At 39.5% G+C, this 16,540-nt stretch carries 17 protein-coding genes and 2 pseudogenes; 10 read left to right on the top strand and 9 right to left on the bottom strand.

The features are described from left to right. Window positions 1-287: 287 nt before the first annotated feature. The 3 genes and pseudogenes from AC075J_RS13875 to AC075J_RS13865 all read right to left on the bottom strand — a co-directional run bounded on the left by AC075J_RS13875 (window position 288) and on the right by AC075J_RS13865 (window position 6,917). Window positions 288-1,493, bottom strand: a pseudogene (locus AC075J_RS13875) (FtsW/RodA/SpoVE family cell cycle protein). 374 nt (window positions 1,494-1,867) lie between these two features. Then, window positions 1,868-4,768, bottom strand: a complete 2,901-nt coding sequence (locus tag AC075J_RS13870) for a phage tail tape measure protein (RefSeq protein WP_476390437.1) — start codon at window positions 4,766-4,768, stop codon at window positions 1,868-1,870. Window positions 4,769-4,826: 58 nt separating this feature from the next. Beyond that, the gene (locus tag AC075J_RS13865; RefSeq protein WP_022381013.1) at window positions 4,827-6,917 is read right to left on the bottom strand and encodes an efflux RND transporter permease subunit; all 2,091 of its coding nucleotides are present in this window, start codon (window positions 6,915-6,917) and stop codon (window positions 4,827-4,829) included. 337 nt (window positions 6,918-7,254) lie between these two features. On the opposite strand from AC075J_RS13865, the gene AC075J_RS13860 reads away from it, so the two are divergent. After that, the gene (locus AC075J_RS13860) at window positions 7,255-7,914 is read left to right on the top strand and encodes a TetR/AcrR family transcriptional regulator (RefSeq protein WP_055059533.1); all 660 of its coding nucleotides are present in this window, start codon (window positions 7,255-7,257) and stop codon (window positions 7,912-7,914) included. Between the two features lie 76 nt (window positions 7,915-7,990). On the opposite strand, the gene AC075J_RS13855 is transcribed toward AC075J_RS13860, so the two are convergent. Continuing rightward, window positions 7,991-8,791, bottom strand: a complete 801-nt coding sequence (locus AC075J_RS13855; RefSeq protein WP_008704134.1) for an MBL fold metallo-hydrolase — start codon at window positions 8,789-8,791, stop codon at window positions 7,991-7,993. A gap of 364 nt (window positions 8,792-9,155) precedes the next feature. Between AC075J_RS13855 and AC075J_RS13850 the strand changes: the two genes are divergently transcribed. The 3 genes and pseudogenes from AC075J_RS13850 to AC075J_RS13840 all read left to right on the top strand — a co-directional run. Further along, the gene (locus AC075J_RS13850; RefSeq protein WP_020994075.1) at window positions 9,156-9,479 is read left to right on the top strand and encodes a spore coat associated protein CotJA; all 324 of its coding nucleotides are present in this window, start codon (window positions 9,156-9,158) and stop codon (window positions 9,477-9,479) included. Beyond that, the gene (locus AC075J_RS13845) at window positions 9,476-9,751 is read left to right on the top strand and encodes a spore coat protein CotJB (RefSeq protein ID WP_008704137.1); all 276 of its coding nucleotides are present in this window, start codon (window positions 9,476-9,478) and stop codon (window positions 9,749-9,751) included. The genes AC075J_RS13850 and AC075J_RS13845 overlap by 4 nt, the downstream gene beginning before the upstream one ends. A 3-nt stretch (window positions 9,752-9,754) precedes the next feature. After that, a pseudogene (locus AC075J_RS13840) lies at window positions 9,755-9,850 on the top strand (manganese catalase family protein); the annotation flags it as partial. Window positions 9,851-9,953: 103 nt separating this feature from the next. Here the strand turns inward: AC075J_RS13840 and AC075J_RS13835 are convergent. The 5 genes from AC075J_RS13835 to AC075J_RS13815 all read right to left on the bottom strand — a co-directional run bounded on the left by AC075J_RS13835 (window position 9,954) and on the right by AC075J_RS13815 (window position 12,298). After that, window positions 9,954-10,337 (bottom strand): peptidoglycan-binding domain-containing protein, encoded by a 384-nt coding sequence (locus tag AC075J_RS13835; RefSeq protein ID WP_476390436.1) that lies wholly within the window; start codon window positions 10,335-10,337, stop codon window positions 9,954-9,956. Window positions 10,338-10,365: 28 nt separating this feature from the next. Further along, entirely contained in the window at window positions 10,366-11,388 is a 1,023-nt protein-coding gene (locus AC075J_RS13830) for a glycoside hydrolase family 25 protein (protein WP_476390435.1), read from the bottom strand. A gap of 44 nt (window positions 11,389-11,432) precedes the next feature. Then, on the bottom strand, window positions 11,433-11,726 hold the full coding sequence (locus AC075J_RS13825; protein WP_020994077.1) for a phage holin family protein: 294 nt from the start codon (window positions 11,724-11,726) through the stop codon (window positions 11,433-11,435). 73 nt (window positions 11,727-11,799) lie between these two features. Then, the gene (locus tag AC075J_RS13820; RefSeq protein ID WP_020994078.1) at window positions 11,800-11,955 is read right to left on the bottom strand and encodes a hypothetical protein; all 156 of its coding nucleotides are present in this window, start codon (window positions 11,953-11,955) and stop codon (window positions 11,800-11,802) included. Window positions 11,956-12,064: 109 nt separating this feature from the next. After that, a complete protein-coding gene (locus AC075J_RS13815) occupies window positions 12,065-12,298 on the bottom strand; it encodes a DUF739 family protein (protein WP_055199931.1) in 234 nt (77 codons plus the stop codon). A 160-nt stretch (window positions 12,299-12,458) separates the two neighbouring features. On the opposite strand from AC075J_RS13815, the gene AC075J_RS13810 reads away from it, so the two are divergent. The 6 genes from AC075J_RS13810 to AC075J_RS13785 all read left to right on the top strand — a co-directional run. Further along, window positions 12,459-12,956, top strand: coding sequence for a helix-turn-helix domain-containing protein (locus tag AC075J_RS13810; RefSeq protein ID WP_055199930.1), 498 nt, complete (start codon window positions 12,459-12,461; stop codon window positions 12,954-12,956). Window position 12,957: 1 nt separating this feature from the next. Next, window positions 12,958-13,278 (top strand): DUF4258 domain-containing protein, encoded by a 321-nt coding sequence (locus AC075J_RS13805; protein ID WP_008704144.1) that lies wholly within the window; start codon window positions 12,958-12,960, stop codon window positions 13,276-13,278. Further along, window positions 13,278-13,505: a type II toxin-antitoxin system MqsA family antitoxin gene (locus AC075J_RS13800; RefSeq protein WP_008704146.1), complete on the top strand. Its 228-nt coding sequence runs from the start codon at window positions 13,278-13,280 to the stop codon at window positions 13,503-13,505. The genes AC075J_RS13805 and AC075J_RS13800 overlap by 1 nt, the downstream gene beginning before the upstream one ends. Window positions 13,506-13,689: 184 nt before the next feature. Beyond that, a complete protein-coding gene (locus AC075J_RS13795) occupies window positions 13,690-14,013 on the top strand; it encodes a hypothetical protein (protein WP_330380921.1) in 324 nt (107 codons plus the stop codon). A gap of 138 nt (window positions 14,014-14,151) precedes the next feature. Then, entirely contained in the window at window positions 14,152-14,940 is a 789-nt protein-coding gene (locus AC075J_RS13790; RefSeq protein WP_476390434.1) for a hypothetical protein, read from the top strand. 209 nt (window positions 14,941-15,149) lie between these two features. After that, on the top strand, window positions 15,150-16,540 hold a 1,391-nt coding region (locus AC075J_RS13785; RefSeq protein ID WP_476390433.1), incomplete at its 3' end, for a GIY-YIG nuclease family protein.

Raw genomic sequence — 16,540 nt, 5'->3', positions numbered from 1 at the left:
ACTGCTCTGCAATCATTTCACTCATTTTTTCTAACATAATTTTCTCTTCTCCTTTAATTCAAGCCCCGGAATGTTTCTCTTTTTTCCTGCTCCGGTTATCACTTGTTTTTTATTATTTTTGTTAAGCAGATGATGATTCTGCTTTTTCTTGTTTTCAACCTTATCATCCGTCAGACCAGTAAATACGTCTCATTTATTCAGATTTGGTTTTATCGGGATTGATTACTTTGATGTTCAAAGTATATATTCTTCCCTCCTGTTTGTCAAGCACTATTTTATTACATTTTTTATTCCTCAAATTTAATCTGCCTTGCCACACTCAGCGCAAGTCCCATCTCTGCCATAAGGAATACGATCGACGTACCTCCATAACTGATAAACGGAAGAGTGACACCTGTATTCGGCATAAGGTTTACAACAACCGCAATATTAAGAATAACCTGCAATGCTATGTGAATAAAAATCCCACTGACCATAAGTGAGCCAAACATATCCGGTGCATTCTGTGCAATAACAAACAGCCTGTATAACAGATATGCATAAAGCATCAGCACGATAAGACCTCCAAAAATCCCCAGTTCTTCACAGATAATTGAAAAAATCATGTCATTCTGTGCCTCAGGTACACTTCCCAGCTTCTGAATACTGTTTCCAAGTCCTCTGCCAAAAAATCCTCCCGAGCCAATCGCATACAATGCCTGAATTGTCTGATACCCCCAACTGTCCGCATATTCTTCCGGATGAAGCCATACCATGATTCGTCTCAGACGAAAGCTTCCACTTCCATCAACACTCACTGTTGCATTCAGAAAAATGACTCCGATCACTGCCAGCGCAATAACAACACCTGCAATAATAATAAAAATCTTGATATCCGGGTGAGCCACAAAAATCAGTCCTGCAGTAATACAGAAAATAATAATTGCTGTACTCAGATTGTCCGTAAATACATATGCAGCCAGTGCCAGTCCGCCTCCCACAACAGCAAGAACCATACAGCCCTTTAAGGTATGGACTTTCTTTCCCATATGCACGATCATATATGGGAGGCAAGACAATAACTGCTATCTTGGCAAGCTCTGCCGGCTGGAACTGAACCGGTCCAAGATTCAGCCATCTCTGGGCACCATGCAGAAAGACTGCCCCAGCGGTGTTTTTACCAGTGCCATCAACACCAGTGCCGCTACATACAAAGCTGTGCTAAAACGGTTCAGTATCCGATAATTGAGCCTGGAAATGATCAGTGCCACCATAATACATGCCACGCTGATGATGGCCTGTTTTTTAAAAAAATACATGTCGCTTCCGTAAATTCATCTGAAAAGCCGATATAGGAGCTTGTACTGTACAGCATGATAAGCCCAAAACAGGTCAGCAGTACAATAACTGCTACCAGACTGTAATCATAATAATCTGTTTTTGTTTTTCGACGCGCCCTGCTCTTTGGAAGATGCTGTTGAAGACCACTTTTTTTGTGATTTTGTATTTTCCATTTAATCACCTGATGCTTTCTTGTTTTCTTAAAATTCCCATCTGACTTTTTTATTATAACAGAAAGCTTTTTCATAAGCAATGGGGCAGTTGCCTGATTGCATCTGCCCCATTTTAGTTTATTCACTGGTAATATCCCGGAGGTGTTTTTGTGAGCGAAGGTCACAGCCAAACCCGAGACACACCGCGCGAAATTTATGCGATTAGCATAAATTCTGTCCATCTTTCCCTTATTCTGTATGTCTCAGGTTTATGATATCTATTTCTCATCATCACTGATTTCAATCGGGTCAGATTCGAAAATAAATTTAACATTTCCGTCCATATCGCCGGATTCTGTCCGTGAATGTTGTGTACATTACATCGTCAGACTGGATTACCTCAAATCTGTCAAGAATATCCTGAAGCACTCTCCGTTTACTGTATCATCCAGTTTCTTAATACCTTCTTTATAGAATTTCTTCTGTCCTTTGTTCAGTTCTTTTGCTCCGTCATTCAGATCGCTGATACCATCTTTAAGCTGATCACTGCCATCAGAAAGCTTATCTGCACCATCCATTAACGTCTGAGTGCCGGATACAAGGCTGCCTGTTCCTGATGCAAGGGTCTGTGCTCCGGATACAAGTGTCTGGGTTCCTGATGCAAGCTTAGATGCTCCGCTGTTTAATGTAGAACTGTTCGAAGAAAGCTCATCTGCTCCGCTGTACAGTGTTCCACTGTTAGATGCCAGCGTTTCCACGCCACTTGTAATCTGACCTGTTGCAGAATTGATCTGAGACATACCACTGGTCAGGCTCTTTCTTGCGCTCTTAAGAGTCTTGGCTCCTTTTAACAGTGTCTGTGCATTAACATTATTTTCGCCCTGAAGCTGTGCAATTCCATCTGTCAGTGTCTTTCCGGAACTAAGCAGTGTATCTGCGCCGGAAATCATCTGTTCTGTGCTTGCTTTTGCAAGGCTTTCATATCCACTCTGGAGAGATTTATTTGCAGTAGTCAGCTGATCAGAGCCTGCTTTCAGCTGATCGATTCCCTGCAGCATTTCCGGAAGCTGCTGTCCAAGTCCGGTAAATAATGTACTCATCTGATTTACTACTGTAGCAATCTGGGTTCCTGACTGAGCAAGCTGGGTTCCACTTGCTTTTAATGTGCCATCATTAGAAGTAAGCTCTTTTGCACCTGCATTTAACTGTGATACAGTTTCCTGCACTGTCTTCATTCCCTGAGTTAATGCCTGTAATTGCTGTTTCATCTGTTCAATACTGCTGTTGACTGCCTCTTCCTGTGCATCTGCTGTTGATTCTGCACTGGACGCAGATGCCCTTAAAGCGTCTGCTGCTGACTGTAATGCTGACGTATCAGGTGCGGAGGCTGTAATTGTGGATGTATCAATATTAGATGCACTGTCCTCAGCTGCCTGAATAGAACCTAACGCACCATCAATCGCAGCTTCTACAGCAGCTGCTGTTTCATCATCCATATTGCTGGTATCAATATTATACAAAGCAGATTCTGCTGCTTCCAGCTGACTGCTGACTGCTGCAACTCCTGCATCTACAGAAGATGCATCTACAGAAGCCTCTGCGGAATCACTGATCCAGGATTCAATTGCATCTGCCTGACTGTTCATGGTTTCAGCACTGTCATTTAACTGTCCGGACATTGCATTTGCACTTTCTTCTATTTCTGAAGCTGTGGAAGCTCCCATGTTTTCAAGTGAGCTCTCAAGCTGGCTCAGTCCTGATGCAAGCTGTTCTACACTTTCAATATACTGGCCAACTGCAGAAGTGTAATCAGAAACGCCTGTTGTATAAGCCGTCATGCTGTCACTGAAATTAGCAATCTGATTTGCATCGATTTTAGATGAAAGAGCTGTCATTTTTTCTACAGCAGTCTGGATTCCATTTACAGCAGTATCAATTCCCGGAACAACCTGACCAATTCCATTCACTAAGCTCTTGATACCACCAGCATACTGACCCACACCGCCTGCAAGCTGATTAACTCCTGCAATATACTGCTGCATTCCGTCTGTCAGAGTAGTTGTTCCTGTTACATAGCTCTGCACACCGCCTGCAAGCTGATTGCCGCCTGCAACATATGCATTTACACCATCGGAAAGAGATTTCATCCCTGCCTCATAGTCCGCCATCTTGCTGTCCAGCGTATCTACTCCTGCTGTATATTGTTTGATTCCATCTGAAAGTGTGTCTGCCCCTGCTGTATAAGAGGAAACACCACTGTTTAAAGTCTGTGCCCCTGTATTCAGTGTCTGTGCTCCGCTGCTTAATTCCTTTGCTCCGTCATCCAGTTCTTTTGCTCCGTCATTCAGATCACTGACACCACTTTTCAGAGTTCCGATTCCATCATAAAATTCTTTATATTTGTCATTGAGTTTATTAGTTCCATCATAAAGATCTTTGGTTCCGTCTACCAGTTTTACTGCTGCATCCGTCAGATCTTTCATTGAATCCTTCAGCTCATCCAGTCCATCCACATCATCCAGATCAATATCTTTGAAAATATCTGTAAGTGCTACGGTAAATGTAGAATTCATCTCACAGTCTGTAACATCTGCTTCCACTGTAAATCCTTCAGGGATATTCACTTCATCTGCAATATCAGAAGACATATCCAGACTTTCTTTCATTCCCGGCATACCAAAACCGACAACAACATTTCTGCTTCCGTCAGAAATAACCTTACCGTTATCTACTGTAATATTGGAGAAATTATCTGTAGAAAGGATCATTCCTGTCACCATAACAAAGGGTGAATAAATATCAGTCTTTTTGCCATTCACTGTTTTGGTTGTTTTAGAAGTATTTGCATATGTCACTTCCATTTTCAGATGTCCTGTCTTTCCTGCCAGAGCTTCCGGAGAAACCTCAGTTCCATCCATATAATATTTAATTCCTACGGAAACCGGGAGATTTTTCTCTGTCTTTCCCTGATAATAAATATCCTTTCCATCAGTACTCCAGGTCAGATCATTTCCGTTCTGAGTAAATGTTTCATCACCTTTTACGTTTTTTATATCCTGAAGATCAGAGGCATCTTTCACCTCAGAATTGGAACTGTCTCCGGAATTTTTCAGCCAGTCAGATACTGTGACATCCGTTACTTCTCCTCCGGCAGTTGTATTTACATAAACGGTTTCTTCTTTCTGCAATCCATTATCACCTGTTGAAGCAGCTGCCATTACAGTACCTGCTCCGAGAACTACAGCCATTCCTGCTGCAAGCGTTGCTGCAGCTGCTTTCTTTCTGTTTCTGTTCATAATAACTTACTCCTTTATTCTATCTCTTTACAATAAGCTTCTTTTTAAAAATCCTGAATCACTGTTTCTTCTCTTTTGCCGGTTTCTTCTTGGCAAATCCAATAGATGTGTGGCAGATGAGAGAATCAAATATCATAAACATAGCCGGAAGTATAAACAATACCACCAGTGTACTGATCACAGCTCCACGTGAAAGCAGGTTTGTGATACTTCCAATCATATCTACCTGTGTATAAAGACCAACTCCGAAAGTTGCCGCAAAGAAGCTGCAGCCACTAATCACAATTGACTTCATGGAAGTTTTATGTGCGATGGCAATGGATTCTTTCTTACTCTTTCCAAGACCACGTTCTTTCTGGTATCTGCTGGTCATAAGGATTGCATAGTCAACAGTAGCTCCCAGCTGGATACAACCGATAACAATGCTTGCTACGAACACCACTTCCTTTCCCTGATAATAAGGAACGGACATATTGACAAAAATCGCAAACTCAATAACTGCAACCAGAATAAACGGAAGCGAAATGGATTTAAACACAACCATGATAATAATGAAAATTGCCAGGATAGAGATAGTATTTACAGTCTTTAAATCCACATCCGTAACATCCTGAAGATCCTTGGTCAGAGGTGCTTCTCCGATTACCATAGATTCCGGACTGTATCCTTTTACAATCTTCTGGATCTCATCAATCTGATTGTTTACCTCGTCTGTGGCTGTTTTATATTTGGAGCAGATAAATTCCATCTCGTACTCATCGCTTTCCAGCATCTTCTTCAGATTACTTGGGATCATGGTATCCGGGAATGCCGCACCTACGAAAGAGTCCATTCCAAGTGCCCATTTTACACCATCAACATCCTTGATCTGGTCAAGCATTTCTGTTTTTTCTTTTGATGTCAGACCTTTCTTTAATAACACCATATGAACATTATTCATATCAAAGGTTTCCTGAAGTTTGGCATTTGCCACATTACTGTCCAGCGTGGAAGGAAGTGACTTGTCAATATTGTAGTAATTCTTCAGATTGTTATTTCCATGAATTGCCGGGAAAAGCATTACCAGAAAAATGATCAGCCATACTTTATAATGCTTTGTAATAAAAGCAGATGCCTTATCAAAGCTTGGAAGCAGCGGCTTATGTGTTGTTTTTTCAATGGCTCCGTCAAAAGTAAGCACCAGAGCAGGGAGCAAAGTAACACAACACAGAACACCGATAACAACTCCCTTGGCCATTACGATACCCATATCACGTCCAAGTGAGAAGGTCATAAAGCAAAGTGCGATAAATCCGGCTACTGTTGTAATAGAACTTCCGATTACAGATTTGAAGGTTGCATTGATGGCATGTGCCATAGCCCTCTCTTTATCACCCTCAAACCGCTTCTTATTCTCCTCATAACTGTTCAGCAGGAAAATGGAATAATCCATGGTAACACCAAGCTGCAGGACTGCTGTCAGTGCCTGAGTGATGTATGAAATCTGACCAAGAAAAATATTACTTCCAAGATTATACAAGACTGCAACACCAATGCAGAGCAAAAACAAAACCGGAACTACCAGAGAATCCATTGCAAGGAGCAACACTATCAGAGAAAGGCAGGAAGCAATCACAACGTAAATCGGCATTTCCTTAAGTGCGATCTGTTTGATATCAGTAACAATGCCTGTCATTCCACTGACAAAACAATTCTTTGAAGTAATCTTACGAATCTGCGTCACAGCTTCCATGGAAGTTTCTGATGATGTTGTATTATCAAACAACGCGATCATCATAGTTGCATCTCCGTTAAAAAATGCCTCTCTCAAATCCTTCGGAAGCATTTCTACAGGAACGGAAACATCCAGGACACTGTCATACCACAGTACTTTTTTCACGTGATCAACTGCTTCGATTTTCTCTTTCAGAGCAGCTACATCCTTCAGTTCCATATCCTCCACCACTATCATGGAAAAGGCTCCCATCCCAAACTGATCTACCATAATGTCCTGTCCATCAACTGTCTCAAGGGTATCCGGCAGATAACTCAGTACATCGTAGTTGATTCTGGTCGCCGCCATACCGAGATATGAAGGGATCAGCAATGCAATTCCGATGATAATGATCAGTATCTTGTGTTTTGCAATCCACTTTCCTACCTTAATCATCTTTTTCTCCTCTTCTTTCTTTATTATTGATACTGTTTGATCATTCTATGACTAACAGTCATTTTTTATTTCATGGAATGTTATATAACAAAAATGACTTTCAGTCAATAATCATTCTTCACAATTTGTCTAAATTTTTCCAGAACAAAAATGTAATATTGACTTTCAGTCATTTTTGTTTAAAATAGTAATTATATATGATCACAATATAATTACAAAGTAAGCTTATGTTGCTGTGAACAGTAAGACGCTTATTGCTTTTCGCAAACTCCGCAGCGGGACTTACCTGATTCGGTTAAAATGTTATGTATACAGTAGAGGAAGGAATGAATCTGAAATGGGAAAACTGGAGCTGAATAAAAAGAAGAAAAAAGATGCTCTTTTCAACACTGCCTTTGAACTTTTTACGACGAAGGGACTTACCAAAACTACAATTTCAGATATTGTAGATCAGGCCGGGGTTGCCAAGGGGACTTTTTACCTCTATTTTAAGGATAAATATGATATCCGGAATAAACTGGTTTCCCACAAGACCGGAGAATTGTTTTTCCGGGCCCATGAGGCTGTGCAGAATGCACATATCAGCGAATTTGACAGGCAGGTACATTTTATTATAGATTACATTCTTACTGAGTTGAATAAAGACCGTACTCTCCTGCTGTTTATTTCAAAGAATCTTGCCTGGGGTGTCTTCAAGGGTGCTTTTGAGGAAAAAATGCCTGACGACGAATATAATTTTTATCAGTCCTATCTGGATATGCTTGCTCAAAGCGGACTACATTATAAAAATCCGGAACTGATGCTCTTTACGATCATTGAGCTGGTAGGTTCCACCTGCTACAGCTGCATTCTGTATCAGCAGCCTGTGTCTCTGGCTGAGTACCGTCCTTATCTGCACAGGACTATTTCAGGAATTATGGAAACTTTTTCACAGGATCATACTACATGTGAAATTTTGTCTTCCGACACCAAAACACATGTGGACCATACAGCATAATCACTATGCAACCCTCATAAATGATACATTTAAAAAGATTGCTGTAAAAAAGGCAAGCCTCCGGAGGTTTGTCTTTTTATAATTTGTAGATTTCCAGATCATCAGGAATCCAGAGATTTCCTTTATAATACTGTCTGCCTTCTTCTGTGTAGAGCTCCTTTCGTCTGGAAATATTTTTATCCTCTGTATGATACAGAATCAGATTCTCTGCTTCCAGTTTCTGTGCCAGCTCACAGGCATCCTTTACGGTAGAATGATGTTTCTCATATGGTTTGAATTTATCTGCCTGGGAGAACAGACAGAATGCTTCATGAAGAAGCCATGTGCTGTTTTTGGCATATTTCTGTTCACATTCATTATATGGCTCATCTCCACAACAGGTCAGCTTCTTTCCCTCTGCATACTCCATGCAGAACCCAAACTGTTTTGCCTTTGTAGACAGAATATCAAAAAATGTCACCCTGTGTCCCAGAATCGTTCTATCTTCTCCGTCCTTTACTTCTTCCAGATGGACTTTGTCTCCGATAAATTTCGTTTCCTTTGGTGTGAGAAGCATCTCTGCCATCTGTTTCAGCAGGCTGATCACTTCATCATGTCCATAGATAGTCACTTCACCGCCAAACTGTCCTCTTGCCATTCCCTGACAATACATACGAAGCATCCAGATGATTCCAAGCAGATGATCGATGTGTTTATGTGTCACAAATATAGTTCTGATTTCTTTCCAGCTGATTCCTGCGTCCTCCAGCTGCTTCAGAATTGTGTTTCCGCCACCTCCGTCTATCATAAAATATTCTTTATCTTCATTTAGCGCAAAACAGGTGTTATAGCATTTCGTCACCTTTGCATTTCCGGTTCCCAATATTGTAAGTTTCATCTTTATGTACCTCCCGACTTTCTTTGGATGCTGACACTTGGCAGGCAGCAAATATTTCCTATATATAATAGCATATTCTAAAGTAAAAAGGAATCTGTCTGTCAGACGATATGAATCTTCGTTACTGTTCACTCCGTTCACAGTAACTTAGCCAAAATTCATTCCAGATTGCCTGCGGCAATGGAATTTTGGCTTGTATGTCTCGGGATTTTGGCATATTCATGCCAAAACACCTCGCGGGATAGTGGTATGTGAACAGTAACGAATCTTCACTATGGCAATGAAATTTCGCCTTGTATGAGCACGGTTTTATGAGCATGACATAAAATATAATGTAAACAGTTTTCAGAGAAGGGAATTATATATGGAAAATTATCGGATGGGATGTTCCGGCAACCGCCCTTATAACCGTACCTGCGGTATGAATATGCCTCAGCCTTCAAATAGAAATATGAACAGTTCCGAATGCTCTGTCAGAAACACGACAGACTGTAGCTGTACTATACCGGGTGTCAAAGAAAAAAAACATAAAATGTTTTCGCATCTTCAGTATCTGGAACCTGCAATGGCATATGTTCCCTGCCAGAAGTTTACAGAGAATTTCCCACTGCAGTATGCATTAAATGTAGGAACCATTTTCCCACAGTTATGCAAACCATTTTGTGGAAAGAGAGGTATTCGAAGATGAAAACAGATTGCTCCCAAAAACAGTTATTAAACCGTATCGATCAGGTCAGTTTCGCAGTCAATGATATGACTCTGTACCTTGACACACATCCCTGTGATGAAAAGGCTCTGACTTACTGTCACGAACTTGTGCAGGAACGAAAAAAGCTATTAAAAGAATACGCCGAAGCATATGGTCCCCTGATTATCGACATTACAGATCAGACCGGAGAATCCATCTGGAAATGGATGGAACAGCCATTCCCATGGGAAAAGGAAGGAGCGTGCAGATAATTTATGTGGAATTATGAAAAAAGGCTTCAATATCCGATCAATATCACACAACCCAATGCCAAAATTGCACAGTATATCATGAGCCAGTACGGTGGCCCATAGTGTAATACCCTATAATATATAAGAAGTAATGAAGTTGGTACAATATCTTATGGGTAAGGGTACTCATTGTACCCATACTCTTTTTTTATTTATATTTACTTTAAATCGCAATTAAATCTTTCCAAGTAGCAGATCCGCAAATACCATCCACTTCCAGAACTTCTTTTCTGGATTCCTGATAAGCTTTCAGAGCGTAAATCGTGTTTGCATCTGCTGTCCATGTAAGTTTCAGGGCTTTGCCGTTTTTGCCTTTAAAGCCTCTGGCTCTTAAAATTTCCTGTAAGAGAAGCACAGATGTATTTTTGTCTCCTGCTTTTACTGTCTCTGGGTTAAACATGTAGCCGCCTCCTTCTGGGTTTGTTGTCTTGTCTGTTTCATCTTTATCTGCAGATAAAACAATTGAATAGTCCGGTGTACAAAATTTTGTCCCCGGAAGATTACTGTTGTAATAGCTCTTCTGGCACACCCCGCCACCATTTGCCACGATACCGGATGCTCCGGAAGTATTTCCCTCAATCGTCCAGAACCTGTCTCCGGTTACTTTTGTTACAAAACCGGTGTGGGTAAAGGTACCTTCCGTATTTAAAGATAACAATATCTCCAACTTTTGGATTGGCATTTTTTACAAATAAGACGCCTAAGGTTGGGCAGTATACATACGGCCAGTGTTTTAAGAGTTTCTTTGCATTATCCAGACCAAAAGCTTTCATGAAACACCAGGAGATAAACGCTGCGCACCAGGGCTGCCCCTGATAGGATGGTTTTATATCTCTCCAATATTTTGTATAGTTTGCTGATCCGGCATTTCCAGTCTTGCTGTCAAGCTGGCTGTTATTTTTCTTTTCCAGGTACCCGATCTCTTCTTCTGCAATTCCCAGAACTACGTTGATAGCTTCACTCTTTGTCATGACTGTGTTTTCCTTTTTTATATCTTTTGCTTCGTTATAATCTTTGTAAAATATATTTCTATCTACAGTTCCGCTGATGCCTGGTATCTTCGCTTTGCTGGAATACTGCCAGCCCACACCAAAGTCCGGCCGGAGTCGTTCCTGTAAGGTGCCGTTATCTGATGCCGGATAACGTGCGATCCAGAAATCATATTTTTTCAGATGGCTACAAATTACATTCAGGTACCAATCCACATTGCAATAAATACCAAATTTATATCCCGCTGCCGTGATAATCTTTTCGAATGCTTCTGCCAATTTATGGATCTGTTCAGCTCCAAGGCTTCTCTGATTATTCCATTCCAGATCCAGCCAGACCGGATACCGCAGTTTTTGCCCGTTCAAAACTTCCACTACTTTTCTGGCTTCGCTCTGTATCTCTGCAACTGTCATAGCATAGGAATACTTATATGCCCCAACCGGGATATTGTATTTCCGGCATTCAGAGAAGTTCTGCTCAAAGTAGCTATCTATCACGTTTCCCGCTTCTGTAATCCGCAGGATTGCGAACCCCATGCCGTAATCAGCAACTGTTTTCCAGTCAATTTTCCCTTGCCAGGCAGATACATCAATTCCTCTTATTTCCATGTCCGTCTCCTTTCATAGAGAGAAAAGGGATGGTTTCTCATCCCTTATTCGTCTTTATTTGCCTGTTTTACAATCTGGTTCACGTATGTAGAAAGACCGGCAATCAGTATTCCCTGTGTAATCGCTGTAAAAATTGCCATTGCAATATCCTGTCCGGTACCGCAGGTGCAGGTGGCAAACACATAGATCGCGCAGATTGCAATGCTGATTCCGCCAAGGATAAGCGGGATGTACTTATCCTTTACTGCCTGTGCCTGTTTGAGTGCCATTCCTACGAAATATAAGGCAATAGCTACTACGATGAGTTCCGGTTTTACATAGTTTGTGATCTGTTCCATAATCATTCTCCTTTTCTTTCCAGGTCTTCTATTCTATGATTCGCAACCTTAATATGTTCCTCCTTTCTCCGCCTTAACCGGCGGCTTTTCTTTCGTAATTCATGTTCAGAAGAATTATATCCTGTCTCTGGATGAGCAGGCATTTGATTTCTTCTTCTGACATATCACTGGCTTTATGCTGAATTCCATTAATACGGATATTTCTTGTTACCAGTTTTAATTCTGACATCTTCCTCACCTCTTCTTTATGGTATGGGAAATGATATGTATGAGTTACTGTTTATACAAATTTAAGCAGTTTGTCGAACGACTTTCGTTGACTCTCCTCTCATATGCTCTTATCCTGTAAGTACAGAGTAGTGACCTACCTGAGTACATACGATCGGAATGTCCTCAATAGTAAGTTTCAACAACTGTATTGCTTTACAAATATCTATCTGCTTCCATGAACACATTCCATTCATCTTTAGTGACAATATGCGCTCCGACCATCCCATTGCACTTGCGAAGTTCGACTGAGTGTTAAAAATCTCCACGATTCTTCCTCGTAGCTTGTTATAATCGAATGCCAACTTGATACCTCCTTTCCGGTTCAAGCTTTTGAATTATCTGTGTAATATCACGTCGTCCATTTTCTGCCAACACAAAATTCAATTTTTTTAACTTTTAGGTTTTTATTATTGAACTTTTGTATAATATGTGTTATATTTCAATTACGAAAAGGAGAACATTATGAAGAAAGAAAACACTGCAATTCGTTTAAAAACAATAATGAATATGCGAGGACTTCGGCAAATTGATATTCTTAATCTGACTGTTCCATATTGTCAAAAGTATAATGTAAAAATGAATAAGTCAGATATAAGTCAATACTGTTCTGGAAAAACAGAGCCTAACCAAGAAAAGCTTTTTATTCTAGGAAATGCATTGAACGTAAGTGAAGCATGGCTTATGGGTTTTGACGTTCCTATGGAAAGAACTCCCTATAAAGCAGAATCTGTTCAGAACTCTTCCGTCTCTGCTCAGTGCAAGGAAATCATAGAAATCTGCAATCAGTTGTCTCCTCATAACCAGAGAAAGGTTCTCGCCTACTCTAAGAACCTTCTCTCCGCCCAGCAGATGGAAGAAGATCTTCTTGCAGCTCATGCCCGGACGGATGTTGAGCAAACACCCGAAGGTGTTCAGCATGATTTGGATATTATGAATGATGATTCAAAATGGGAGGAATGATATGGCATTAGATATATTGGAATTGCGTAAACTATGTATACCTAAAAACATTCGTATTACACTCCACGCAGCTAAAAGGCTGGAACAGCGTAGGATATTCTTAAAAGATGTAATAGCCTGTATTATGAATGGAGAAATCATCGAACAATATCCAGATGATTATCCTTACCCCAGTTGTTTAATTCTGGGGATGAGCATCGAAGATAAATATCTTCATGTAGTCATCGGAAATCACGAATCGGATTTGTTCCTTATAACAGCTTATTTCCCCAGTTTTGATAAATGGGAATCTGATTTCAAAACCAGAAAGGAGAATGCATAATGACTTGTTTTTACTGCAAAGGTAATATTGAATCTTCTACAACAACTTACATGACTGATTATCAGGGATGCTATATCATTATCAAGAATGTTCCTTGTGAAAAGTGTTCTCAATGTGGGGAAGAATACTTAAATGGTGAAACACTTGAACGAATTGAAGAAATTATTCAAAAAGTTAAAGGTATGCTGACTGAAATTGCAGTTGTTGACTACAAGCAAACAGCTTAGAGAGAACCGTTTTATTTTAATCGCTAAAGGGGTGATCCCAATTGAATTACGAACAATTACTGACTGCTGCCGATCAAGAAGGGTTACTTGTTAAAGAACAACCTCTTACTGAACATGATGGCCTGATCCGGGCAGTCGCATAGCAATCCGAAAGGATATAGAAACACAAGCAGAAAAATCCTGTGTGCTTGCCGAAGAAATCGGGCATTATCGCACCAGCTCCGGAAACATTTTAGACCAGAATAAGGTAGAAAGCCGAAAGCAGGAATATCGAGCTCGGCTTTATGGGTATAATCTAAAGATTGGACTTACCGGTCTGATCAGCGCTTATGAAGCAGGATGTGGGAATCTTTATGAGATGGCTGAATATCTGAACGCTACGGAAGAATATTTAAAAGAGGCTATACAGTGTTATCATTCTAAATACGGTGTATACGCTGTTGTTGATAATTATGTTATTTATTTTGAACCATTTGCGGTGATACATATGATTTCATCAGCAGATTAAAGAACGGAGCTGTTATTACCAGATTCGCTATTGGAAGAATATAGAGATTTTACTATTGAACAGATGTCTAGAATGACTGGATATCACCAAAAGCTCATAGAACTGCGAATGAGTTCTTGAATACAGGAGGTTTTTCACATGAAAAAGACATTATTAAAATATTTTACAGTTGCCCTAATTACAATCAGCACCATATCTATGCCGCTAACTGTTAAAGCAGCTCAAAAAAGTAACATTTCCATTCGGCCAAATGTAGCATACTCTAAATATGACATCACCGGTGATGGCAAAGCTGATAAAATTCGAATAAATTTCAAGTCGGAATCTTATCTGAACATTGAGGTGAATGGCAAAAAAAGTTTTAGTTTAAACGCCCAAAACATATATCTTGTAAATGCAGATCTTTATACTCTCAATGGAAATAAACATTTTTTGAAGCTAAAATGCCAAGACATTGATAATGATCACATTGATTACGACAAATTATTGACTTATAAATCTGGAAAACTTGTATCTGCTGTCAATTTAATGTCGCATCGTAAAGGTGCTTTCAATGCTCGCCATAATAGTTTTACTCAAAAAGTTGGTGCAAATTACATTCAAATCCGTATGCAGTCAATGCCAGGAGGAGTCGGTTCTATTCAATATACCATAACTTATAAACTTTCCGGAAGCTCTCTGAAGCTTTCCAAAACTACATATCCTGTCACTTATTCCAAATCATACAATCCCCTTCTTGGTGGACAAAATATGTGGAAATGTGCAAAATCATTGAATATAAAGAACGCCCCTAACGGAAATATTATCTATACAACAGATGCTTACGAAGTATGTACTGTAAATAAAATTAAATATTCTGGCGGCAGTGCCTATATATATATCCGGGCTGAGGATGCTGATATTTCTTGGATGGGTAAGATGCCCTAATTCCTATACAAGCAGATTTTTTGAAGAATCCCTGTTTATTTAATTATCATTGCATTCAATAATGTCTTCAAAAAGTGCCCTTACTGGTAACAGCAACCAAACATTCTCGTTTGAACAGATGCCTCGAATGACGGGGAATCACCAGAAATTGATTGAATTACGCATTTCGAAATAATTTATAAACCATTTAGAAACGGAGGATAAATATTGTGGGATTATTCGATATATTCAGAGTTGGCAAAATTAAGGCCGAAAATAATTCTTTAAAACAGCAGTTACAAGAATTGCATGCTGATGAATATTTTCAAGTAAAAGCTCGCTTGGATTCTATGACCCAAGAAATTGTTGATAATAATGCGCTTATATCTAAGCAGCACGAAGAACTTTCTTCCCTTACTGAACGTTCTCAAAAAGTCAGTAAGCAGTTAAATACACAGACATCTAAAATTAATCGCTACAAAGAACTGTATAAGAGCATTGAATATGTACTTGATAATTTTCTCATATCTGATATTCAGTACAGCAACTGTCGCCTAAATCCCCATGATAAAAAGGATTTGGAAGCGCTCACTCCCTCGATATCATTATGTTTTCATTCTTTAGATGTTAAAGAGCTTCGTAAGGCATATAAAGAAAATGAGAAACAAATAGATCAGTTGATGGATCTTTACAAGTCTCGTTATACTACTAAAGCAAATAAATCTATATATTCTCTTGTTGTTATCGCTCTTAGAGCTGAACTGCAAAATGTTTTGTATAATCTGAAATACGATAAATTAGAAAAATCTATTGAAGACATTAAAACCATCTGTGCAAAATATCTTAAGATTGCTGCAGAAGGAAATCAGAGTATTGCCAGCACTCTCACGAAGTTTATTGGTGAAATGGAATATCTTTTTATCAATACTGTTAAAATAGAATACTCTTACTACACAAAGAAAGAACAGGCTCGTCAAGAACAACTTGCTTTAAAAGAACAAATGAGACAGGAAGCCGAGGAAAGAAAAGCTCTTGAAACAGAGCGAAAGAAAATTGAAAAAGAAGAAACTAAATATAAAATTGAAATTGAAAAACTTCAAGATTCTCTTAACCAGTCCTCTTCCGATACCGAAACGCAAAAATTACGTGCCCGAATTCTTGAATTACAGCAACAACTTTCTAATGTAATTGTCAAAAAAGATGAAATTACTACTTTGCAGAACGGTAAAGCAGGAAATGTATATATAATCAGTAATTTAGGAGCTTTTGGAAAGGATGTATTCAAAATCGGAATGACTCGTCGTTTAGACCCTCAGGATCGTGTTAACGAGCTTGGCAGCGCAAGTGTTCCATTTAAATTTGATGTACATAGTTTTATCTTTTCTCAAGATGCTGTTGGACTCGAAAAGCAACTCCATGATATTTTAAATGAGAAAAGGCTCAATAAAGTAAATCTTCGCAAAGAATTTTTCAGAGTAGATATTTCCGAATTGGAAAGTATAGTTACTTCTATTGATCCAACTGCAGAATTTAATAAAACTATGTTTGCAGAGGAATTCCACCAATCAGCTGAAATTGATTTGTCGCAACCATCCAATAAAACTATTTGGATAGATGAAGA

The sequence above is a fragment of the Blautia sp. ZXY-1-C6 genome, from assembly GCF_056339875.1.
Note: the sequence above shows the minus strand (reverse complement) of the source record. Positions and strands in the feature narration are given on the sequence as shown.

Excerpts from the sequence above, each read along its gene's own strand:
- AC075J_RS13870 (WP_476390437.1), bottom strand. The coding sequence starts at position 4,768 with ATGAACAGAAACAGAAAGAAAGCAGCTGCAGCAACGCTTGCAGCAGGA.
- AC075J_RS13865 (WP_022381013.1), bottom strand. The coding sequence starts at position 6,917 with ATGATTAAGGTAGGAAAGTGGATTGCAAAACACAAGATACTGATCATT.
- AC075J_RS13860 (WP_055059533.1), top strand. The coding sequence starts at position 7,255 with ATGGGAAAACTGGAGCTGAATAAAAAGAAGAAAAAAGATGCTCTTTTC.
- AC075J_RS13855 (WP_008704134.1), bottom strand. The coding sequence starts at position 8,791 with ATGAAACTTACAATATTGGGAACCGGAAATGCAAAGGTGACGAAATGC.
- AC075J_RS13850 (WP_020994075.1), top strand. The coding sequence starts at position 9,156 with ATGGAAAATTATCGGATGGGATGTTCCGGCAACCGCCCTTATAACCGT.
- AC075J_RS13845 (WP_008704137.1), top strand. The coding sequence starts at position 9,476 with ATGAAAACAGATTGCTCCCAAAAACAGTTATTAAACCGTATCGATCAG.
- AC075J_RS13830 (WP_476390435.1), bottom strand. The coding sequence starts at position 11,388 with ATGGAAATAAGAGGAATTGATGTATCTGCCTGGCAAGGGAAAATTGAC.
- AC075J_RS13825 (WP_020994077.1), bottom strand. The coding sequence starts at position 11,726 with ATGGAACAGATCACAAACTATGTAAAACCGGAACTCATCGTAGTAGCT.
- AC075J_RS13820 (WP_020994078.1), bottom strand. The coding sequence starts at position 11,955 with ATGTCAGAATTAAAACTGGTAACAAGAAATATCCGTATTAATGGAATT.
- AC075J_RS13810 (WP_055199930.1), top strand. The coding sequence starts at position 12,459 with ATGAAGAAAGAAAACACTGCAATTCGTTTAAAAACAATAATGAATATG.
- AC075J_RS13805 (WP_008704144.1), top strand. The coding sequence starts at position 12,958 with ATGGCATTAGATATATTGGAATTGCGTAAACTATGTATACCTAAAAAC.
- AC075J_RS13800 (WP_008704146.1), top strand. The coding sequence starts at position 13,278 with ATGACTTGTTTTTACTGCAAAGGTAATATTGAATCTTCTACAACAACT.
- AC075J_RS13790 (WP_476390434.1), top strand. The coding sequence starts at position 14,152 with ATGAAAAAGACATTATTAAAATATTTTACAGTTGCCCTAATTACAATC.